Source organism: Pectobacterium betavasculorum (assembly GCF_000749845.1).
In the GTDB taxonomy this organism is placed as follows: Bacteria; Pseudomonadota; Gammaproteobacteria; order Enterobacterales; family Enterobacteriaceae; genus Pectobacterium; species Pectobacterium betavasculorum.
Genome location: NZ_JQHM01000001.1, coordinates 1,074,014 through 1,097,116, shown reverse-complemented (window position 1 = coordinate 1,097,116; position 23,103 = coordinate 1,074,014). Strand labels below are relative to the sequence as shown.

At 51.3% G+C, this 23,103-nt stretch carries 18 protein-coding genes; 8 read left to right on the top strand and 10 right to left on the bottom strand.

The window, feature by feature from the left end; all coding sequences use genetic code 11:
- Positions 1-64: 64 nt before the first annotated feature.
- Together mlc and KP22_RS05000 are read right to left on the bottom strand one after the other, a co-directional pair.
- Positions 65-1,282 (bottom strand): sugar metabolism global transcriptional regulator Mlc, encoded by a 1,218-nt coding sequence (gene mlc / locus KP22_RS05005; RefSeq protein ID WP_039322782.1) that lies wholly within the window; start codon positions 1,280-1,282, stop codon positions 65-67.
- 231 nt (positions 1,283-1,513) lie between these two features.
- A complete protein-coding gene (locus KP22_RS05000; RefSeq protein ID WP_039322779.1) occupies positions 1,514-2,413 on the bottom strand; it encodes a LysR family transcriptional regulator in 900 nt (299 codons plus the stop codon).
- Positions 2,414-2,527: 114 nt separating this feature from the next.
- Between KP22_RS05000 and KP22_RS04995 the strand changes: the two genes are divergently transcribed.
- Positions 2,528-3,796, top strand: a complete 1,269-nt coding sequence (locus KP22_RS04995; protein ID WP_052012472.1) for an MFS transporter — start codon at positions 2,528-2,530, stop codon at positions 3,794-3,796.
- Between the two features lie 171 nt (positions 3,797-3,967).
- Positions 3,968-4,903, top strand: a complete 936-nt coding sequence (gene tus / locus KP22_RS04990; protein ID WP_039323470.1) for a DNA replication terminus site-binding protein — start codon at positions 3,968-3,970, stop codon at positions 4,901-4,903.
- A 63-nt stretch (positions 4,904-4,966) separates the two neighbouring features.
- Here tus and fumC read toward each other — a convergent pair whose 3' ends face one another.
- Complete coding sequence (gene fumC, locus KP22_RS04985; RefSeq protein ID WP_039322775.1) at positions 4,967-6,364, bottom strand: class II fumarate hydratase; 1,398 nt, start codon at positions 6,362-6,364, stop codon at positions 4,967-4,969.
- Positions 6,365-6,603: 239 nt separating this feature from the next.
- On the opposite strand from fumC, the gene manA reads away from it, so the two are divergent.
- From manA to add, 4 genes are all read left to right on the top strand, one after another.
- Entirely contained in the window at positions 6,604-7,776 is a 1,173-nt protein-coding gene (gene manA, locus KP22_RS04980) for a mannose-6-phosphate isomerase (protein WP_039322772.1), read from the top strand.
- Between the two features lie 119 nt (positions 7,777-7,895).
- A complete protein-coding gene (locus KP22_RS04975; RefSeq protein WP_039322769.1) occupies positions 7,896-9,446 on the top strand; it encodes a YdgA family protein in 1,551 nt (516 codons plus the stop codon).
- Positions 9,447-9,547: 101 nt separating this feature from the next.
- Positions 9,548-10,525: an arsenic resistance protein gene (locus KP22_RS04970; RefSeq protein WP_039322766.1), complete on the top strand. Its 978-nt coding sequence runs from the start codon at positions 9,548-9,550 to the stop codon at positions 10,523-10,525.
- A 121-nt stretch (positions 10,526-10,646) separates the two neighbouring features.
- Complete coding sequence (add, locus tag KP22_RS04965) at positions 10,647-11,660, top strand: adenosine deaminase (protein ID WP_039322764.1); 1,014 nt, start codon at positions 10,647-10,649, stop codon at positions 11,658-11,660.
- Between the two features lie 102 nt (positions 11,661-11,762).
- Here add and KP22_RS04960 read toward each other — a convergent pair whose 3' ends face one another.
- The 7 genes from KP22_RS04960 to KP22_RS04930 all read right to left on the bottom strand — a co-directional run bounded on the left by KP22_RS04960 (position 11,763) and on the right by KP22_RS04930 (position 19,354).
- On the bottom strand, positions 11,763-12,221 hold the full coding sequence (locus KP22_RS04960) for an SgcJ/EcaC family oxidoreductase (RefSeq protein ID WP_039299896.1): 459 nt from the start codon (positions 12,219-12,221) through the stop codon (positions 11,763-11,765).
- 231 nt (positions 12,222-12,452) lie between these two features.
- Positions 12,453-13,445: a bile acid:sodium symporter family protein gene (locus KP22_RS04955; RefSeq protein WP_039299899.1), complete on the bottom strand. Its 993-nt coding sequence runs from the start codon at positions 13,443-13,445 to the stop codon at positions 12,453-12,455.
- Between the two features lie 140 nt (positions 13,446-13,585).
- Positions 13,586-14,632: an oxidoreductase gene (locus KP22_RS04950; protein ID WP_039322761.1), complete on the bottom strand. Its 1,047-nt coding sequence runs from the start codon at positions 14,630-14,632 to the stop codon at positions 13,586-13,588.
- A 116-nt stretch (positions 14,633-14,748) separates the two neighbouring features.
- Positions 14,749-15,681 carry an arabinose operon transcriptional regulator AraC gene (araC, locus tag KP22_RS04945; RefSeq protein ID WP_039299904.1) on the bottom strand — a complete coding sequence of 311 codons (933 nt, stop codon included), beginning with the start codon at positions 15,679-15,681 and terminating at the stop codon, positions 14,749-14,751.
- A 64-nt stretch (positions 15,682-15,745) separates the two neighbouring features.
- The gene (araH, locus tag KP22_RS04940; protein WP_039299907.1) at positions 15,746-16,732 is read right to left on the bottom strand and encodes an L-arabinose ABC transporter permease AraH; all 987 of its coding nucleotides are present in this window, start codon (positions 16,730-16,732) and stop codon (positions 15,746-15,748) included.
- Positions 16,733-16,750: 18 nt separating this feature from the next.
- Complete coding sequence (gene araG, locus KP22_RS04935; protein WP_039299911.1) at positions 16,751-18,274, bottom strand: L-arabinose ABC transporter ATP-binding protein AraG; 1,524 nt, start codon at positions 18,272-18,274, stop codon at positions 16,751-16,753.
- Between the two features lie 96 nt (positions 18,275-18,370).
- Positions 18,371-19,354: an arabinose ABC transporter substrate-binding protein gene (locus KP22_RS04930; protein WP_039299914.1), complete on the bottom strand. Its 984-nt coding sequence runs from the start codon at positions 19,352-19,354 to the stop codon at positions 18,371-18,373.
- Positions 19,355-19,727: 373 nt separating this feature from the next.
- Between KP22_RS04930 and KP22_RS04925 the strand changes: the two genes are divergently transcribed.
- Entirely contained in the window at positions 19,728-21,413 is a 1,686-nt protein-coding gene (locus tag KP22_RS04925) for a ribulokinase (protein ID WP_039299918.1), read from the top strand.
- A 36-nt stretch (positions 21,414-21,449) separates the two neighbouring features.
- Positions 21,450-22,955: an L-arabinose isomerase gene (gene araA, locus KP22_RS04920; protein ID WP_039299921.1), complete on the top strand. Its 1,506-nt coding sequence runs from the start codon at positions 21,450-21,452 to the stop codon at positions 22,953-22,955.
- Positions 22,956-23,103: the final 148 nt, after the last annotated feature.

Genomic DNA, 23,103 nt, shown 5'->3' with positions numbered 1-23,103 from the left:
TAGGCTATGCCCCATTCGGACGGTTTGCGTTAGCGCAATGTTTTGTTGCTCTACGTCTTTATGGTTATCCCTGCAACAATTTAACCAGCAGCGAACCATTGTAGAGCGCGTCTTTTACCAATGCCGCACCGGGCATTGTGCCCTGATTGTAGAATTGGGTCGCTTCTACCTGGACATTGTGGCTATAGGGAGGAAATGATTGCTGTTGAATGCAGCCTAAAATAGCGGGGTGTAAAATGCTGGCCGCTTTATTCAGAGGGGAACCGACTAGAATTTTATCGGGGTTGAAGAGGTTCACCATAATGGCGACGATTCGGCCCACGTTATTACCGACATCGTTAATGATATCTTTGGCTAACGCATCACCCTTGAGCGCCGCATCACACAGGTTCTCCACGCTGAGCGGTGAGCCGTGCAAAAGTGAACTCATGGACGTATTCATGCGTTGCTGTGCCAGTTCCAGCATGTTTTCCGTGCTGGCGACGGTTTCCAGACAGCCGTGATTGCCGCAGTAGCAGCGTTTGCCATAAGGGTCGACCTGCGTGTGTCCAATCTCGACCAGATTCCGGCTCCCTGCGTGCAGAATCCGTCCTCCGGTAATCACGCCCGCGCCGACGTTATGGTCGATCACCACCTGAATCACATTTTGGCAATCGCGTGATGCGCCGTATAGCGCTTCGGCCATCGTCCAGGCGCAGATATCGTGCTGCAAATACACTGGCAGACCCGTGCGCTGTTCCAGTGCTGGACCAATCGCCATTTCCTCAACGTCATAAAATGGCATCCGATGAATAATGCCCTTGCTGGCATCAATCATGCCTGGTGCAGTAATTGCAATTGCCGTTAATCGCTCCAGCCGCTTTTGGTGACGAATAAAAAATTGGTCGATTTCATTCAGAATGCGGTCGAGCAGCGGCTGCGAGGCTTCTGCGGGAAGGGGAATGTCCTCCTCCACAACCAGCTTACTGCTGAGATCGCGTAGCGCCAATAACAAGGTATTGTGGCTGATGCGTGCAGAAAGATAGTGCCAGGCTTGGGTATCCAGAATCAGGCCGATAGCGGGACGCCCTCTGCTGCCAACATCTTGATATTCAGTTTCCTGTACCAGATGAGCTTCCAGCAGTTCGCGGACGATTTTGGTGATACTGGCGGGTGCGAGCTGAGCGCGTTTGGACAGTTCGATACGTGATATCGGGCCGTACTTATCGATCAGCCGATAAACTGCACCGGCATTAATTTGTTTGATTTGATCGATGTGTCCTGGTTGACCGTCAGCAATCACAAACCTGGCTCCTACGCATTATATACTCATCATATTTCAAGCTGCCTATGCGTTGTCTACAACCCGAATTATTTAGGGTATAACTGGCACTGCTGTTGAAAAATTCATCTTTATTATCGCGGCATGACTATTTTTCACGCTGCAAAATAAAAAAACTGCGGGTATGGTGGGGCTTTTCACTAAACTCGTCAAATATTTGATTCGTTATGTGATTTAGCCCGCATATTTTAACTATTGTCTGCCCAACATCAGCGACATCAGCATGTTAGCTGCTGCACTTTGCGGGTGATGTCGCGCCGTAACCAGCCAGACTTCCGTTGTGGCGTCCTCTTCTTCCAGCAGCAAATATTTAACGCCATCAACCCGAATACGCAAAAATGATGCAGGTAAAATGGACACGCCTAATCCTGCTGAAACTAGCCCGACGATGGTCATCGCCTCACCCACCTCTTGCGTGATGTAAGGGCTGATGCCATAGCGTTTCAATAGCGTCAGCGTATCGTCATACAGTGCGGTTCCAACCGCGCGGGAGAAGAAAACGAACGGCTCATTTGCCAACTGTGTGATGTTGATTGCCCGCCCTGCGGCCTGCTGCGCTAAAGGATGCGACTCCTGCACCACGGCAATAAGCGGTTCACGTAATAGTAGTTGATGATCCAGCGCGTCCGGCAACGGGTTATTGCGCATAATGCCGATATCGAGCTTACCATTCAGCAGCGGTTCAATTTGTTGCTTGGTGTTGAGCTCCATCATTTGAATATGCACTTCTGGGTACGTTTGGCGAAAACGCAGCAGGCTGCTGGAGATCTTTTTGATGAACGGCGCGGACGACGTAAAACCTATCGTTAACTCTCCAATTTCACCGCGTTGAATGCGGGATGCCCGCTCAGCGGCCTGATCAACCTGGCTGATAATCGACCAGGCTTCTTTCAGGAACATTTCACCAGCTGGCGTGAGCTGAACATTCCGGTTGTTTCGTGCCAAAAGTTTTGCCCCTACCTGCTCTTCCAGAATCTGAATCTGTTGGCTTAGCGGCGGCTGTGAAATGCGTAATCTTTCTGCGGCTCGACCAAAATGCAGCTCTTCGGCGACCGCAATAAAATAGCGGAGGTGACGTAGTTCTATATTCATATTTTAAACGTATCAATCATGATTATTAATATATTATACAAAACAATAGCACTCTTCTATGATCGTCTTATCGTTGTTTTACGTCAGATTTACCTTTCCCGCTAAGGAATTATTGTGAGTAACCTGCCATCTTCTGCACCAAACGACTGGCCTATCTCTACGGCCAGCGATGCGGATGATATCGCCCCGAAATCTTCTGGTAAAACGCCCTACATCACGCGTGGTACACCGCAATTTATGCGTGTCACGCTCGCGCTATTTTCTGCTGGGTTAGCAACGTTCGCCCTACTGTATTGTGTACAACCGCTGCTGCCGGTGTTATCTCAGGATTTCGGTATTTCGCCAGCAACCAGCAGTTTGTCACTTTCTGTCTCGACGGTGATGTTGGCTTTTGGCCTGTTATTCACCGGCCCGCTTTCCGACACGATTGGTCGTAAGAATGTGATGGTTGTGTCGCTGATGCTGGCTGCGATCTGTACTGTGGTTTGCGCATTTATGACCAGTTGGAATGGCGTATTGATCATGCGGGCGATGATTGGTTTGTCGCTAAGCGGCGTCGCGGCCGTCGCCATGAGCTATCTGAGTGAAGAAATTCACCCCAGCGTATTGGCGTTTTCGATGGGGTTATATATCAGCGGTAACTCAATTGGCGGAATGAGCGGACGTCTGGTCAGCGGCGTGTTAACGGACTATTTCCCCTGGCGGGTTGCTATCGGTATCATCGGCGTACTGGCGCTTATTGCGGCGATAACGTTCTGGCGAATTCTGCCGGAATCACACCATTTTCGTGCCGGTTCACTGCGCCCGAAAACGCTATTACTGAATAGTAAATTACACTGGCGCGATGCGGGCTTGCCGTTGCTGTTCCTTGAGGGATTCTTGCTGATGGGCGCGTTCGTTACCCTGTTTAACTACATTGGGTATCGCCTGCTAGCTCCGCCGTATTTAATCAGTCAGGCGGTGGTTGGCTTACTTTCGGTGGTCTATCTCACCGGAAGTTACAGTTCGCCGAAAGCCGGTGCGTTAACGTCTCGCTACGGACGCGGCCCGGTGCTGAGTATTTCGATCCTTCTGATGCTGCTGGGATTAGGAATAACGGCACTGAACCCGTTATTCGCTATCTTTGGCGGAATGATGCTCTTTACCGCTGGCTTCTTCGCTGCTCATTCGGTAGCAAGCAGTTGGATTGGACAACGGGCGCGGCGCGCGAAAGGTCAGGCTTCGTCCATGTATCTCTTTTCTTACTATCTGGGCTCAAGCCTGGCAGGCACGCTAGGGGGATTCTTCTGGCATTCATTCGGCTGGATGGGGATCACCGCATTCCTCACGACGCTCTTACTTCTCGCACTGCTCGTCAGCCTGATACTAAAACACCGTATTTAATCTCTTTTATTACCGGAGTTTACCTGCGCCAGGGTAAACTCCGCGTTGTTTCTGCACCCTTCCTCAATATTATCTCATCAGCCCTGCTCGAAAATACCGGTAATCACAATTGCTGATGCGTGTATTTATGAGTATAAAGATAAGTATGTTGTAACTAAAATAATTATGCATATGAATCGCTACGCATTAATCGATCGCATGAACGACTGTTTTCAGACTTTAGAGACCAAGCTTACCGTGATGCAGCAGCTGTTTTCAACGTATCGACTACTGGCGGGCCGCGTCTATTCCCTTCCCCATGTGGAAAAAGGAACGGAGCATGATCCGATTGAGCACATCGCCGTCACGCAGTACGTTGGTCAGGAAGCTCGCGATAAAGGGCTAGCGCATTTTCAGCGCCTGTTCATTCACCACTACCCAGAAGCACTCAGTAGCAAAAGTGCGATTCGCTTACCCGGCGCACTCTGCTTTGCGGTAAATACGGCGCAATATCAGCAGGCGCAGTCACTCATTGCGGAAATTAATGCGCTGAAAAAAGAGCTGGAGCAAATAGTCACCGTCGAATCAGGGCTTGAGCCGGAACAACGCTTTGAGTTCGTCCACACGCATCTGAAAGGGTTGATCACACTCAGCGCTTACCGCTCGCTGACACTCATAACCAACCCGGCCTCAGTCCGTTTTGGCTGGGCAAATAAGCATGTCATCAAAAACATGACACGCATAGAATTGCTGGAAAAATTGACCAAAAGCCTGAACGCCGCAAAGCATGCGGCGCCGTATACCAAAGCGCAATGGATTGAGCATGTGGAACAGGAAATGGATGCCGTATTGCAGTTACCGGAAGACGCAGTCTTGAAGATAAAACGTCCGGTAAAAGTGCAGCCAATCGCACGCGTGTGGTATCCCGAGCAACAGAAACAGGTTCAACATCCCTGCCCGTCTCCCCTGCTCGTGCTTTGTCCGCAGGAGTCTGGGGGCGAGGTGCCGATTATCGGCGAACTTAGCCCTTACGATGCCCACAACATCACACATAAACATAAACCGAAAGCCGCCGAACTTCGCCTGCTTATCCCGCGTTTGCATCTGTATACCGATGCGCCAGAATAAAAAAGAAAAAGCCTGCGGATAGGTATCGGCAGGCTACGTGATAAAACGCCAACTACAGCATCATTATTTTTTCAGGCTACCGACCATATCTTCTGGCCGAACCCACTCATCAAACTGTGCTTCAGTGAGGTAGTTCAGTTTGAGTGCGGACGCCTTCAGCGTCAGCCCTTCTTTATGCGCTTTTTTGGCAATTTCAGCCGCTTTGTCATAGCCGATATGCGTGTTCAGCGCGGTCACCAGCATCAGCGATTCGTTCAGCAACTGAGTAATGCGATCGTGATTCGGTTCAATCCCCACCGCACAGTGTTCATCAAAGCTCTTCATGCCGTCAGCCAACAGGCGAATCGATTGCAGGAAGTTATGAATCACCATTGGCCGGTACACGTTTAGCTCAAAATTACCGGATGCACCGCCGATATTCACGGCAACGTCATTGCCCATCACCTGGCAACATAGCATTGTCAGCGCTTCACATTGAGTCGGGTTGACCTTCCCCGGCATGATAGAACTACCCGGTTCATTTTCAGGAATACTGAGTTCACCGATGCCGCAGCGTGGGCCAGATGCCAGCCAGCGCACATCGTTGGCAATCTTCATTAACGATGCAGCCAGCCCCTTCAAGGCACCGTGCCCGTGAACCAGCGCATCACAGGTTGCCAACGCTTCAAATTTGTTCGGCGAGGTCACAAACGGCTGACCGGTTAATTTCGCCAGTTCCGCCGCCACACGCACCGCATATTCAGGATGCGTGTTCAACCCCGTACCAACAGCGGTACCGCCCAGCGCCAATTCGCAAATATGTGGCACGCTGTTTTCGATGTGTTTCAAATTATGCTGTAACATCGCGGCCCAGCCGGAAATTTCCTGCCCCAGCGTCAGTGGTGTCGCATCCTGTAAATGCGTACGGCCAATTTTGACGATGTCCTTGAATTGCTCAGCCTTCGACGCCAAGGTTGCATGCAATGCTTTTAATTCAGGAATCAGATGTTCGTTGATCGCAACCACAGCCGCAACATGCATCGCCGTTGGGAATACGTCATTGGAACTCTGACTTTTGTTGACATCATCATTGGGATGAACAAGTCGATTGTTGCCCCTTTCCCCCCCCAGCAATTCACTGGCGCGGTTAGCCAACACCTCGTTCATATTCATATTGCTTTGCGTACCCGATCCCGTCTGCCAGATCGCTAACGGGAATTCTCCGGTATGTTTGCCTGCCAACACTTCGTCCGCTGCCTGAATAATCGCATTTCCCCGGTCGGCAGGCAGAAGTGTGAGATCCACATTGACGCGAGCCGCTGCACGCTTGGTTTGCGCCAGCGCATAAATCAGCGCACGTGGCATTTTTTCTTCAGAAATACGGAAATGTTCCAGCGATCGTTGCGTTTGTGCCCCCCACAAACGTTCAGCAGGAACATCGATTGGCCCCATTGAGTCTTTTTCACTACGTGTCGTGCTCATTACCTTTCCTCCTTAAAACACAGATTCAAATAGTAGAAGACATCGAATCACATCGCTGGGCCTATTCTGATAACACGGACTGGCCTATAACACTTATTGTGTCTACTAACACGGTCTGGCATCGCGCTACATAAAACATTACCATGAAGCGAAGAAGATGCAGTGTATTCATAATCATTCAAGTAGTTAACAGCCAGCATCACAGAAACTAACAATTAATGTAATAGCAGGGAGCCGACATGCAAAAAATGCTCAATTGCGTCCAGCACTACGCCTGGGGCAGCAAACACGCCTTAACTGAGCTTTATAGCATTGATAACCCTAACGATTTACCGATGGCTGAACTGTGGATGGGCGCCCATCCTAAAAGTAGCTCGGTAATTATTGATGAAAAAGGCGACACCCGCAGCCTGCGTGAGGTAATTGCCGAAGACACGACAGCCCATCTTGGCGCAACGATCGCGCAACGTTTTGGCGAATTACCCTTTTTGTTTAAGGTATTGTGCGCGGAACAGCCCCTTTCTATTCAAGTTCACCCCAGTAAATCAGCGGCAGAACAAGGCTTTGCGAAAGAAAATGCCGCAGGTATCGCGCTAGATGCAGCCGAAAGAAACTACAAAGATTCCAATCACAAACCGGAATTGGTCTACGCGTTAACCCCCTTTCAGGCCATGAATGGGTTCCGAGAATTATCTGAAATTGTGCACCTGCTAGAGCCAGTTGCCAGCGCGCATCCATCAATCGCCGCGTTTCTACAGCAGCCCGATGCGAAGAACCTCGCCATGCTGTTCACTAATCTGCTGAGCATGGACGGTGAGCAGAAATCCCGAGCACTCGGCGTATTGAAGGCTGCGCTAAATAGTCAGAATGACGAGCCCTGGGCCACCATTCGCGCGATTACACGATACTATTCCGATGACAGCGGGTTGTTTTCCCCACTGCTGCTGAATGTCATTACGCTCCAACCCGGCGAAGCCATGTTCCTGTTTGCCCAAACGCCGCATGCCTATTTAAAAGGCGTAGCATTAGAAGTCATGGCGAACTCGGACAATGTGCTGCGTGCGGGCTTAACCCCGAAATACATTGATATTCCAGAACTGCTGGAAAATGTCGTGTTTGAAGGCAAACCCGCAAACCAATTGCTGACTACGCCACAGCAACAGGGTAATGAACTAAGCTTCCCTATTCCTGTTGATGATTTTGCTTTTTCACTGCATGAACTGAGCCAGAGCCCGCAAACGCTCAGCCAAGACAGTGCTGCCATTGTATTTTGCGTTGACGGCCATGCCGTCTTGCAAAAGAATGAGCAGCGGCTCTCGCTACGTCCGGGAGAATCCTGCTTTATTTCTGCCAGTGAGTCACCGATAACGGTTGAGGGACAGGGGCGTCTCGCTCGCGTATTTAATCGATAACTCGTTCCATACGCGGTGTTAACCCGCGTAGCGCGTTGAAAGTTATCTGCGCATTACGTTGAGAGTTACCCGCGTTTAGCGTTGAAAACGCGCATTTTTTTACTAAAGGATGAATAAAAATGAAGAAGTCGTTAGTCGCCGTAGGCGTTATTGTTGCTCTGGGCGCTATCTGGACCGGCGCATCCTGGTACACCGGCAAACAGGTGGCTCAGCAGATTGATGATTTTACCGATACGTTGAATACTAAGATCAAACAAGCCTACCCGAACGCTGGGTTAAAAGTGGTCTATCGCGACTATCAAGGTGGCGTGTTCAGCAGCACTCTGGCCTACGTTATACAGACCGATGGCACAGCAAAAGGTACACAGTTCCTTGCTCCTGGTGAAGAACTCGTCTTCAACGAAACCGTCTCTCACGGACCATTCCCGCTGGCGCAACTCAAGAAATTCAACCTCGCCCCGGCGATGGCTTCTGTTCATACCGAGTTGGCCAACACCCCAGCAGTCAAAGCCTGGTTTGAACTAACCAAAGATAAGCCATTCTTCACGGCCGAAACTCGCGTCGCTTATAGCGGTGATACGCAGTCACTCATTACTCTGGTGCCAATCGACTATCAAACGCCAGAACAAAAATTCTCCTTCAGCGGCGCAGAGGCGCTGTTGGATATCGGTCACGATCTACGCAGCAGCAAGCTGGATACCAACATCAGCAGCGTGAAGATGGAAAGGAAAAATGCCTGGGGTCAAACCGAGACCGTCGATGTCACCGATTTCTCCATCAAAGGAACCAATCAAAAAGGCAAATTCGATCTTGATTTAGGCGATGGGGCTTTATCACTTAAAACGATGACGTTTATCGTAGAAGGTGGAGAGCCCGTTACCTTGAACGACTTCTCTCTGCAAAGCAGCGCAACGGAAGATGATAAGAATCTGGCGGGCAAAATGGACGTTAAGCTGGGTTCATTAATCATCGGCGACCGTAATCTGGGCTCGGGTAACGCAAGCATGTCTATCTCACAGCTTGACGGCGCGGGCACCAAGCAGTTCCTCACTGCCTATCAGGCAAAAGTGCAGAAACTGTTGCAGGATCCAAGTGCTATGGACCCCGATGTTTATCAGCACGAAGTCGCTATGTCTATTCTGCAATACCTGCCACAACTGTTGAAAGGTAATCCGAGCGTTGAAATTTCTCCAATCAGTTGGAAAAACAGTAAAGGTGAAGGCACGTTCACGCTCGCACTGGATTTAACCGACCCATTGCAAAGCACGGATAAAGCCGCTGACGCAACGGTATCGGATGAAGAAAAAATCATTCGTCAATCGGTCAAAAAACTCGATGCCAAACTCAATGTACCGCTCGATATGCTGGCAGAATTAATGGTGCAGGCGGGGCCGAAACCAGCTAACGCTGAAGAGCAGAAGCAGGCGACAGAAATGGCGCAGCAGCAAGCGAAGATGATGGCGGACATTGGTCAAATGAACCAGATGAGTGTCACGAAGGACAATGCGATTACCAGCTCACTGCACTATGCTGATGGTCAAATTGACTTTAACGGCAACAAGGTAACACTGGCCGAATTCATCGCCCCGTATTTCTCCATTCCAACGGAAGAAGGTGAAGAATCCCAGCCTGGCGCGCCGCAAGAGCCGATCACACCACCGGCACAATAATCCAGCACTAAATAATATTACGCGCTAAAACACACGGTGGCCGCCCTTTCAGCCACCGTTTTTTCTGCCCTAAATCTTCTGTTTGATATTGAGATAACGTCATGTCCGCGCTGAAACCTTTTATGGAAGCCCATCAAGCCACAATCTACTTTTTTGCAGTAATAGTGGCAGCGGCAACAGCCATGGTTGTGCCGGAAACAGAGCAACTAAGTGCAGTGATTAATCCCGCTCTGGCGCTAATGCTGTTTGTTACGTTTCTGCAAGTTCCGCTGACCACGATCGGAAAAAGTATCACTCAGGCCAGATTCATCGGTGCGCTTCTCGTTGCCAATTTCATCGTGATTCCCTTGCTGGTCGTGGCGCTATTACCCTTTCTCCCCGCCGAACCGCTGGTGAAGCTAGGCATCATATTAGTGCTACTCGCCCCCTGTATTGATTACGTGGTGACATTCGCGCATCTGGGCCGGGCCGATGCTGCCCGCCTTCTGGCCGCAACGCCCATACTACTGATGCTGCAAATGCTGGCGTTGCCCTTTTATCTGACGCTATTTCTCGGCGATGATTTCGCTGGACTCATCGTTTTCGCCCCCTTTATCGACGCCTTTATTTGGCTCATTGCCATACCTTTAGCATTGGCTGCCCTTCTGCAATCGTTAGCGGCACGACAGCGTGTTATGGCAACATTTTCAGATGCATTAGGTTATCTCCCCGTTCCAGCCACGGCTCTGGTGCTGTTTATCGTGGTGGCCGCAGTCATTCCACAATTGCGTACTACCTGGGAATCGGTTTTACTCGCCATACCGTTTTACCTGCTCTTCGCGCTGTTGGCACCGTTGCTCGGTTGGCTTATTGCCCGCGCGTTCCGATTGGATTCGGCAGGCGGACGAGCCGTGGCTTTTAGCGCCAGCACACGTAATTCTCTGGTTATTCTGCCGCTGGCCTTGGCAATCCCGGGCGCGCTACCGCTACTGCCAGCGGTAATCGTTAGCCAAACTTTAGTCGAATTACTCAGTGAACTCATTTATATCCGGGTTATTCCTAAGTTAAACGCGCCTGAAATTAAGCAAAAAAACCAATAACTAATTGTTTTTGCTCAATGATTGCCCAATGCGCTTGAATTTTATCGGTAACGATTAGCTATTTACCACGATTTCTTTTTATACTTTGTCCTATGAAAAACAGTAATCAGACAATAACATTATGATTGATTTACGCCTGCCACTGACTGATATCCACCGCCACTTGGATGGCAATATCCGCGCACAGAGTATTCTGGAGCTAGGACGCCAGTACAATATTGCGTTACCTGCCAGCGATCTTGACGCGCTCCGTCCTCACGTCCAGGTCACCAAAAATGAACCTGATTTACTGAGTTTTTTACAAAAACTCGACTGGGGCGTAGCCGTTCTCGGCTCACTGGACGCCTGCCGCCGTGTCGCTTACGAGAATGTTGAAGATGCCATGAAAGCTGGGCTGGATTACGCTGAGCTGCGCTTTTCTCCCTACTACATGGCGATGAATCATAAGTTACCAATTGCTGGCGTTGTTGAGGCGGTGATCGACGGTATTACGGCAGGCTGTCGTGATTTCGATACCGATATCCGTCTGATTGGCATCATGAGCCGGACATTCGGTACCGAAGCCTGTCAGCAAGAGTTGGATGCCCTGTTGTCACAGCGCGATAGGATTGTGGCGATCGATCTGGCGGGCGATGAACTCGGCCACCCGGGTGCGAAGTTTACCTCTCATTTCCGACAAGCCCGCGATGCTGGCTGGCATATCACCGTTCACGCAGGTGAAGCGGCTGGACCAGAAAGCATTTGGCAGGCGATTAATCATCTGGGCGCAGAGCGCATCGGGCACGGCGTAACCGCTATTATCGATCCTCGCCTGATGACGCACATGGCAGAGAATGGGATTGGCATTGAATCTTGCCTGACATCGAACATTCAAACCAGTACGGTGGAAACTCTGGATAAACACCCGTTGATCCACTTCTTGCGTTACGGCATTCCAGCCACGATCAACACGGACGACCCTGCGGTTCAAGGCATAGAGATCCGCCACGAATATGAAGTCGCAGCACCACTTGCAGGCCTGACGGCGGTAGAAACGCGCAAAGCGCAGGAAAACGGCCTAAACATCGCCTTTATCAGCGAGCAGGAAAAGCAACAGTTACGTGAAAAGGTTCTGCGTAAACGGGATTCTGCCTGATAACAGTGAAATCATGTCGTTACCCCTGCCTACCCTCACACGAAAAACGGCTAACTCTCGTTAGCCGTTTGATGCAAATTTGTTACAGATCATCTATAAGGTTCAACTACTCGGATTCGCTGAAGAATGGTGCGTGGTGATCAGCCACTGTTTGCCGTTCCAAGCGTAAGTATAGGTATACCGTGCTTTGGCTACGCTACCATCACCGAATGTAAAAGTGTACGTTCCGGTATCAACAGCCTTATTACAGCCGATCCGGATTGTGCTGGTGTCAATCTTACCAACTGGCTTTTTTGCCAAAAAATGTTCAAAGTAATCAATGCGCTCTGCGTCAGTCGTACGTGGTTTATCGGACAACGTCGGCAGAAGCACTGAGTCTGGAGCATAGTTTTTCGCAACCTTCTTCGCATCACCCGTTTGCAATGATGCATTCCAACGGTCAAATAACGACGCAATCTCTTTTTGACTGGCTTGTACACAGTCCATATGTTGAGCAGCCTGCACGGATGTGGAAGCTAACGCTCCTAGCATGGCTAACGTGACTAGCGTTTTTTTTAACATATATTCTCGATCTCAAATAATAATTATCATCAACTGCATCCTGCTCTATCGACAATCAATCTTGATGAGCCAGCATTGTTATAACGTAACAGATCGAGAGGGTGATACACTTTAAAAACTATCACTGTAATATATTATTTAATGTATTTCTAAATGGTCACAAATAACAACGCCCCCGAACGGTGTACAGTCCGAGGGCGTTATTTTATGTATCGAGGAACCCATAATGCCTTACTGCTCGGATATCTCTTGTTCCTTACTTAGCCTTTTGGCGTAGCGCTGTGCTAGCGCGGCGCATACCATTAGCTGAATTTGGTGGAAGATCATCAGCGGCAGCACCATCGCGCCAACAGCCGCGGCGGGGAACAGTACGTTTGCCATTGGAATTCCGTTCGCCAGACTCTTCTTCGAACCACAGAAAACAATAGTGATTTCATCGGCGGTGTTAAAGCCCAGCTTACGAGCAACCAGTGTATTCACCACCAGCACAATCGCTAACAGTACTATTGAGCACCCCACGACCGCCAGCAATGACCATCCGTTGATCTGCCCCCAAATCCCCTGCACAACCGCTTCGCTGAAGGCGACATAAACCACCAGAAGAATCGATGACCGGTCAGTAATATTAATCAGCTTACGGTGACGCTCGATCCACTTGGCAATCAGCGGACGAGACAGATGCCCAATGACGAAAGGCACCATTAACTGCATGATAATGGAACCGATAGCATGCAGCGTGTCGGTTTCTCCCCCCTGCGTGTGCATCAGCAAACCAACCAGAATTGGCGAGAGGAACACGCCCAAAATACTGGATGCTGACGCACTACAGATCGCCGCTGCCACGTTACCACCAGCCATTGAGGTATAAGCAATCGCCGATTGCACCGTCGCCGGTAACGCACACAGATAGAGGAAGCCAAGATACAAGGTTGGCGTCAGCACCACTGGCGACAGCAGGCTCATGCCCATTCCCAGCAGCGGGAAAAGAATAAACGTGCTGGCAAATACCACCAGATGCAAACGCCAGTGCCCCATACCGGTGGTAATCGCTTCACGCGATAGCTTCGCGCCATGCATAAAGAACAACAGAGCAATCGCCGCCGTTGTCAGATGCTCAAAGAAAACCTTCACACTGCCTTCAGCAGGAAGAATCGACGCCGTCACCACAACCAGAATCAGTACCAATAAAAACTTATCAATGCGTAACCGTTGTAACCACCCCATGCCCGACACCTTTCCCTTAGCCTAATTAACACCCTAACAATATGAACGACCCGACGGACGCCCAAAACGGCAGTCTACGGCGAGCCTAAGATCACCTATTTAAACAAACCGTTAACTATCTGGAATAACACGTGGCAAATCTAGCTATTTTTCAGCGTGACGGCTTTTTTCTGCTCGTGGGAGATCAGCCCTAGTTCTATCAGCTCCATCACCTGAATCGCCTGATGCACGCTGACGGGGTTTTCGCCTTTACCCGTCAGCGCATCGCGCACTGCCGCATAGTAAGCCGGATAATTACCCGGAATCGTGGCGATCGTTTGCTCCGCCGTTATGCCATCGCGAGACAGTGTCAGCACGCCATCATTTTTATCCTGCCCCCAATCGGCCAGCGGTGGGCGCTCACCCGCTTTCAGACGATCTTCCTGTGGGTCGAGCCCGTATTTTACAAAACTGCCGCGTGTACCATGCACGGTATAGCGAGCTGACGCTGCGGCCACCAGCATGCTAGCGTGCAGGATCACGCGGCGCTGTGGATAAATCAGCGTCGCATGAAAATAATCCGTTGCCTTACTGCCTGGCCTTAGTTGCGCCATATCAACCTGAATCGCCACCGGCAAACCAAACAGTTCCAATGCCTGATCCAGCAAGTGCGGTCCAAGATCGTACCAAATCCCGCTACCTTCGCTGCCGTCTTCACGCCAGCGCTGACGAACCTCAGGGCGGAAGCGATCAAAATGTGATTCCATATACACCACATTTCCCAGTGTTCCGGCTGAAAGCAGCTGTTTCAGCGTCAGAAAATCGCTATCCCAGCGGCGGTTATGGAAAACAGAAAGCACTTTCCCGACGCGTTCGGCAATCGCACCCAGATCGTATGCTTGTGACAACGTCACAGTAAAAGGTTTATCGACGACGACATGCTTGCCCGCTTCCAGCGCCTGTTTCGCCAGTGGGAAGTGTGTGTCATTGGGGGTAGGAATAACAATGAGGTCAATATCGGGATCGTTAAACAATGCCTGCGGGTCTTTCTCCACCCGCAGATTTGCCCAATCCGCATGCACTTTTTCAGCATTGCTGCTGGAAACGGCCACCAGTTCCATACCTGCCGTACCGGCAATTAACGGTGCGTGGAATGTCTTACTGGCATAGCCATAGCCCAGCAGTCCAACACGAACGGTCTCACTCATGACGATTCCCCTTAGCTTATTTTGACGTTGTGATTTCTCACTCAGTATATACCCGTCATCCGCCAGATTGCAGAGAGGGATAACCGACAGGGGAATCTGTCAGATTTTGAGGTAAGTTAACCGCTCACAGCGTTGGGCATCCGCTCTCCCCACGCCACGGGCAGCGTTTTGGCTGCCGGATAGTTGATTTCACTGCTGCGACGCCGGAAATCACTGGGGCTGACGCCGACCCGCTTGCGGAAGACGCGTGAGAAATAAAGTTGATCGTCATACCCCACCACCCGACCAATGTTGGCGATGGATTCCTGTGTCGTCTGTAGTAACAGCTTGGCGCGGATCACGCGCTGATCTTCACGCCAGCGCAGAATATTAATGCCCACCTGCTCACGAAACAAATGCGCCAGCCGCGACGGCGACAGGCAAACGTGCCGTGCGACTTCATCAATACGCAGTTCTCCGGCCAGATTGCTGGTAATAAACTGGCAGGCTTCAATCACACGCGGATCCATGATTTTCTGCGGACTCTGCGGATCTTCTTCCATCGCTCTGAGCAACAGGCGCTCCAGCAGATTCATGCCCAGTTCTTCCGAAAAACGCCGTCCTGAACGCTGCGTCTGCTCGATATTGGCAAATAGCCTGTCGAACTCCAGCAGCAGTTGGTTATTTGGCAGACTCATACGGCCGATGCCGCTACTTTTGGTATGCCATTCCAACCAGTCAGCCCAGTAAGCGCGGGGACGAAAATAAACCCAGCGGTGATACCAGCAGTCGCTGCCCGGTGAGCGGCCATAAAAATGCTTCGATTTAGGTGGGAACAGCAGTAGATCGCCAGGATTACAGAAAAAAGTCTCATCGCCATCAAAAACCTGACCCTGTCCTTTCATGGTGAGGTTAATGATGTAGCCTTTCATCCCATCGGGACGATCGATAAAGAAGTCGAGCGGCCCTTCAGCCAGAATCGGCGTTAGACCTGCCACGAGATAAGCGTTGAACGAATACCCTGGCAGCAGCGGGTTAGGCTGAGATTCATGCGCCATACGGTGATACATCAGGCCTCCGGTACACGTTAATAAGAAAGAAAGCGGCGGGATGACTCACCTGCCGCACAGGCATTTATACCGTTTTCTTCGCCAGTTGTTTGTAGCGGTCGAAGATAACCGCCGCCAGCAGAATCAGGCCGCGTACCACATACTGGGCGAACGGTGAGATATTCAGCAGGTTCATCGCGTTCTCCACCGTACCTAAAATCAGCACACCGGCCACTACGTAGGAAATTTTACCGATCCCGCCTTTCAGTGATACACCACCCAGCACACAGGCAGAAATGACGATCAGCTCATACCCGATGGACGTCATCGGCTGGCCGCTGGTCATACGCGACGCCAGAATGATTCCCGCTGCCGCCGATACCAGACCGGACAAGGCAAAAATGATGATCTTGGTACGCACAACCGGCACCCCGGCCAAACGCGCCGCTTCCTCATTTCCCCCAATCGCCAGTGTATTGCGGCCAAACGTGGTCTTGTTCAGCAACAGGCCAAACAGGATCATACAGCCGATGGTGATCCAGATTGGCGCAGGCAAGCCCAGCCAGTTGGCATAGCCCAATTCGAAGAAACGCTCATCTTCAATCCCTACTGCTTTACCATCGGAAATGATGTACGCCAGGCCGCGCGCAATCTGCATCGTTGCCAACGTTGTAATCAGCGCGTTGATCTTCAAGCGGGCAATCACGAAGCCGTTAAGCAGACCGAAAGCCACACCCAGCAGCAGACCGGCACCGACGCCGATCCACAGGCTTTCACTGATATTAATCACCACCGCCGTCGCGACCCCAGCACAGGCGATAATCGAAGCCACCGACAGGTCAAAATCACCGGAAGCCAGACAGAACAGCATCCCGCACGCCACCATACCGGACATGGAAATCGCCAGCCCTAGCCCTTTCATATTGATAAATGAGGCGAAATTTGGGACAAAAATTGCACAACCAAGAAACAGTACGGCAAAAACCACCAGCATGCCGTAGTTATCCCAAATGCGGGACAGTCCCATACCGTTTTTCTTCTTTTCTGAGGTTGCAGACGTAACCGTTGACATTGTTTTGCTCCTTCGCGGTCAGGCAACCGCAGATTCGATATCGGGGGTTCGTAACATAGCCAGACTGAGCACTTTCTGCTCCGTGGCATCGCCATGTAGCAGTTCGCCGGACACCGCACCTTCGCGCATGACGATAATCCGGTCGGCCAACCCAAGCACTTCTGGTAAATCGCTGGAGGCAAACAGCACCGCGATCCCCTGATTCGCCAGTTCATAGATGACATGATAAATTTCGTGCTTCGCGCCGACGTCGATACCACGCGTGGGTTCATCGAGCAAAATGACCTTCATCTCTTCGGACAGCCAGCGGCCAAGAATGGCTTTCTGCTGGTTTCCGCCGGAAAGATTCATAATCAGCTGTTCATCGGACGGCGTTTTGATGTTGAGCGCCTCAATACGCTGTGAGGCGTTATCCACTTCCCACTGATTATTAATAATAAAACCGGCTTTCAGGCTCTTGCGTCTTGCGCTGATATTGATGTTGTCACGCACCGAGTGCACCGGAATAATACCGTCCGCTTTACGATCCTCTGGGCAAAGCATCACGCCTTGACGAATCGCATCGATGGGAGAATTCACCACCAGCGGCTTGCCATCCAGCAGCACCTGACCGCCGGTTATTTTGGTCGCCCCAAACAGCCCTTTCATCAGTTCGCTGCGGCCCGCGCCCACCAGGCCAAATAGCCCGACAATTTCCCCCTGTTTCACGTTCAGGGAAATCGTGGATTTCACGCCCGGCGCTTTTACCTCTTTCAGCGTCAAACGTTCTTCACCATGCGGACGCGGCGCATAACCATAGATATCCCCCAGGTTACGCCCAACCATCGCCTGTACCAGCGACTCATGGTTCACCTGTTGCATATCGTCAAACGTGCGCACATAGCGACCATCTTTAAACACGGTAATGGCATCGCTCAGCGCAAAAATTTCTTCCATCCGGTGTGAAACGTACAAAATGATCCGGCCTTCGCTGCGCAATTCAGTAATCACCCGGAAGAGCTGCTCGATTTCACGGGCAGACAGCGAGCTGGTCGGTTCATCAAAAGCAATAATCTTGGCATTACGCGCCAGCGCCTTGGCGATTTCCACCATTTGCCACTGCCCGATAGACAGGTATTTCAGCGGGGTATCAGGATCGATATCCAACCCCAAATGCTGTAATTGCAGTTTGGCTTCATAGCGCAGCAGCGAATAGTTCACCATGCCGTATTTATGCGGCAATTGGCCCAGATAAATGTTCTCGGCGACCGTCATTTCTGGCACCAAATGCAGCTCTTGATAAATAATGGCAACACCCGCATTCAGGGCATCCATCGTATTACTAAACTGCACAGACTTGCCCTGAATGTGGATTTCGCCCGCTGACGGTGAATAGTTGCCGCTCAGGATTTTTAACAGCGTCGACTTGCCCGCCCCATTTTCCCCCATTAATGCATGGATCTGGCCGGCATGGCAGGAAAAGCTGATATCCGATAGCGCCTTAACACCGGGAAATTCTTTACCGATCCCATGAAACGACAAATAGGGTGACTGTGCTGCCATGTCTGTTTCCTCATAACGATGCAGGTAGAGCGCGGATAACCTCGGCCAGCATCATACTGACCGGCGTTATCCGCATCTTTACGAAATCAGGCGTGATTACATCAGGCCTTTTTTCTCCAGTTCGACCTTAAAGTTGTCTCGAGTGATCAGCACCACGTCGGTTACTTCGGTAAATTTCTCTGGTTCGACGCCTTTGGTGACCCAATCATTCAGCATCTGGATACTCTTGTAGCCGTGAATATCCGGGCTTGGTAGCAGTGAACCAAAGAAGCCGGTTGCCTGACCTTTAGACAGCTCGCTCACTGCATCCACGCCATTGATACCGATACCAATGACGTTTGCCGCTTTAAAGCCCTGGCCTTCTGTCGCACGAACGCCACCCAGTACGGTGTTGTCATTCATACCGATAATCAGCCAGTTTTTCACGCCAGGATGCTGAACCAGCATGGAGTTGGCGGCGTCAAACGCACCGGGGATATCATTGGATTTGGTCGGAACCCGATAGATCTGTTTTTCTGGGAAGCCTGCGGCTTTCAGCGCATCCATGGAGCCAGAGGTACGACGGCGCGCGGTGTCCAGCTCATCAGCGGTAATCGCCATCACCGCGGTTTCATCCACTTTCCAGCCACGCTTGTTCATCTCTTTATACAGTTCCTGCCCCTGACGCTCGCCAATTTTGGTGGCCGCCATCATCACCAACGGCACCGAGTCCATCGGCTGACCTTTAGCGTTCACGAACTGGTCATCAACCGCGATCACTTTCAGGTTGTAGCTACGTGCTTTTGCAATAATGGCCGGCCCCAATTTCGGGTCTGGGGTACAAATAACAAACCCTTTGGCTCCGCTGGCCGCCAGGCTATCAATTGCGTTCAGGGTTTTTTCTCCATCAGGAACCGCAATTTTTATCACATCAAAACCAAGATCTTTGCCTGCCTTATCAGCGAATTTCCATTCGGTCTGGAACCAGGGTTCTTCCGGTTGCTTAACCAGAAACCCCAACTTTAAGTTCTCTGCCATAGCTGATTGTGACATAACAGCGGCTAACCCGATTGCTGCCAGCGCCTTAGTGAATTTATGCATGATGTTCTCCGGTGTAATTATCTTTTCATTCGCCAGCGACGCTGAAGCGAATTCGAGTTCCTGGTAAGGTATTTCCGGTCTGGATAAAGGAAAAACACAGACTTAGCGTGATTCCTTTACTCAGTAGCATTCAGACGCTTTATGTTTTAGCCGTTATTATCGGTAAGAATATAGAGCGCTATCACAGTCCCGAACAATGACAGGTTTGTGCATACATTTAGCAAATTTAACCAATCATTAACCTTTGACCCGCTTCACAAAATGGCTGTTCGCGACAGAAAAATACATACTTCCAGCTAACCGCTCCTAACCGCCTCTCGTTATCCCTGCCTATCGTAAACACCAACGATCTGGGATTAATGAGGAGCAAAGCATGAGCGCGGGCGCTATTACGATTGGCCTCGACTTCGGCAGTGATTCGGTACGCGCCTTAGCCGTTGACTGCCAAAGCGGGAAAGAACTGGAAACAGAAGTGGTCTACTACCCCCGCTGGCGTGAGGGTAAATATTGTCAGCCTGCCAACAACCAGTTCCGACATCATCCGCTGGACTATATCGAATCGCTGGAACAGGCGATTAAAGTGGTGGTTTCTCGCCTGACTAACGATCAACGGCAGAGCATCATCGGTATTGGCGTGGATTCAACCGGGTCAACGCCTGCCCCCATTGATGAACAAGGCCAGATCCTGGCGCTACGCCCCGAGTTTGCCAACAACCCCAATGCGATGTTCGTGCTGTGGAAAGATCACACGGCAATAGAAGAAGCAGATGCCATTAATGCACTGTGCCGCAGCGGTCAGTTCCCGGATTACACCCGCTATATCGGTGGTGTTTACTCATCCGAATGGTTCTGGGCCAAAATCCTGCATGTATCGCGCGAAGATACAGCGGTGCGTCAGGCGGCCGTTTCCTGGATAGAACTGTGCGACTGGGTGCCAGCCCTGCTTTCTGGCACACAAGCGCCAGCCGATATTCGTCGTGGCCGGTGCAGCGCCGGACATAAATCACTCTGGCATCCGAGCTGGGGTGGACTCCCACCGAAAGATTTCCTACACGCGCTCGATCCCTGCCTAACCGAGGCATTGCAGTACCCGTTGTTTACCGATACCTGGACCGCCGAGCAACCGGTCGGCACCATTACCGCAGAGTGGGCGCAGCGTCTTGGCATCCCTGAGACGGTCACGCTTGCAGGTGGTGCGTTCGACTGCCACGTCGGCACCGTCGGCGCGGGCGCACAGCCTTATACGTTGGTCAAAGTGATTGGCACCTCCACCTGCGACATTCTGATCGCTGATGAAGAGCGCATTGCCGACCGCACCATTGCCGGTATTTGTGGGCAAGTAGACGGCAGCGTCGTCCCCAACTATATCGGTCTGGAAGCCGGACAGTCCGCCTTCGGCGACATGTATGCCTGGTTTGGCAGGCTGCTGGGCTGGTCGTTACAGGAGGCGGCAAAAGACCATCCGGAACTCAAAACGTCACTACAGGCGATGGAAGCCAAGCTGCTGGAGCGACTGACCCGTCACTGGGCGGACAGCCCCACGCTGGATCACCTGCCGATCGTGCTGGACTGGTTTAACGGCCGCAGAACGCCGTTCGCCAACCAGCGTTTAAAAGGCGTGATTACCGATCTTAATTTGGGCACCGATGCCCCAACACTGTTTGGCGGTTTCATTGCCGCTACCGCCTTTGGCGCACGCGCGATTATGGAATGCTTTGAAGAACAAGGTGTCCCCGTCGAGAACGTGCTGGCACTGGGTGGCATCGCGCGGAAATCACCGGTCATTATGCAAGTGTGTACCGACGTAATGAATCGTCCCTTGCAGATCGTCGCGTCCGATCAGTGCTGTGCACTTGGTGCAGCGATCTTTGCCGCCGTCGCGGCTGGCGTTCACGGCGATATCCCAACCGCACAACAGCATATGGCCAGCGGTATAGAACGCACCTTGATGCCAGATAGCCAGCGCGTTGCCCGTTATCAGCAGCTTTACGAGCGCTATCAGCAGTGGTGCCGCCTCGCGGAACCAGCCTATAGCCCCACGTCTGCGGCAAAAAACTAATTTTTATCCCTCAGGGGATCACGTACAGGAGTCATCATGGAACATTTTAAGCAGCTTGAAGTCTGGTTTGTCATCGGTAGCCAACATCTCTATGGGCCAGAAACGTTACGTCAGGTAAAAGAGAACGCAGAAAAAGTCGTCGCGGGTTTGAATCAACAGGCCAACCTACCGGTTAAGCTGGTGCTAAAGCCGCTGGTAAAAACACCGGATGAAATTCTGGCACTGTGTCGCGATGCCAACTATCAGGATAACTGCATCGGCTTGCTAACCTGGCTGCATACCTTCTCTCCGGCAAAAATGTGGATTGGCGGCCTGAGCGTACTCAGTAAACCACTGCTGCAATTCCATACCCAGTTCAATGCCGAAGTACCATGGGACACCATGGACATGGATTTCATGAACCTGAACCAGACCGCACACGGCGGACGTGAGTTTGGCTTTATCGGCGCCCGCATGCGGCAGGCGCATCAGGTTGTCGTCGGCCATTGGCAGGATAAGAACGCCCATGTTCGCATCGGCAAATGGATGCGCGTTGCCGCTGCCATTCAGGAAAGCAAGCAGTTGAAGGTCGCGCGCTTTGGCGACAACATGCGTGAAGTTGCCGTTACCGAAGGTGATAAAGTCGGCGCACAGATTCAATTCGGTTACTCCATCAGTGCCTGGGGGCTGGGCGATTTAACCGCCGTGGTTGATGCCGTCTCCAAAGGCGATATTGATGCGCTGATCGAAGAGTATGAAACCAGTTACCAGTTGACGGACGCAGTGAAACTCAACGGGGCTAACCGGCAAAACCTGCTGGATGCCGCTCAGATCGAACTCGGGATGAAACGCTTTCTGGAACAAGGCGGCTATCACGCCTTCACCACCGATTTTGAAAACCTGTACGGCTTGAAACAACTACCGGGTCTGGCGGTTCAGCGTCTGATGCAGCAAGGCTACGGTTTCGGCGGTGAAGGCGACTGGAAAACGGCTGCGCTGCTGCGCATCATGAAAGTGATGGCCGGCGGATTGTCGGGCGGAACGTCCTTCATGGAGGACTACACCTATAACTTCCAGAATGGTAACGATCTGGTCGTCGGTTCTCATATGCTGGAAGTCTGCCCTACCATTGCGAAAGAGCAGAAACCGATTCTGGATGCACAACACCTTGGCATTGGCGGAAAAGCCGACCCTGCCCGTTTGATTTTCTCCACGCCAGCCGGACCGTCTCTCAACGCCAGCGTGATCGACATGGGTGACCGTTTCAGAATGTTGGTTAATCTGGTCGATACCATTGAGCAGCCGCATCCATTGCCAAAATTGCCGGTTGCTCGTGCCATCTGGAAAGCGCAACCGTCGCTGGAAGTGGCGGCCGAAGCCTGGATTCTGGCGGGCGGTGCGCACCATACGGTCTTTAGTCAGGCATTGGATCTCGACCACATGCGGCTCTATGCAGAGATGCAGAACATTGAACTACTGGTGATCGACAACGAAACCCGACTCCACGAATTCAAAGATGCACTGCGCTGGAACGAGGTGTACTACAAACTTTGTAGCCGCTAGTTCCACGCGTCGAGACAGATTGTCTATGGTTCTTTCATCCGTAGACAATCTGCCCCTTTATAGGCATTCATCGTTCCTACCCTCCAATGCCGTCTTATTTTTCTGTCAATCCTTTATTTTTTATTTCCAGTCGTTTGTTATTGAAAAT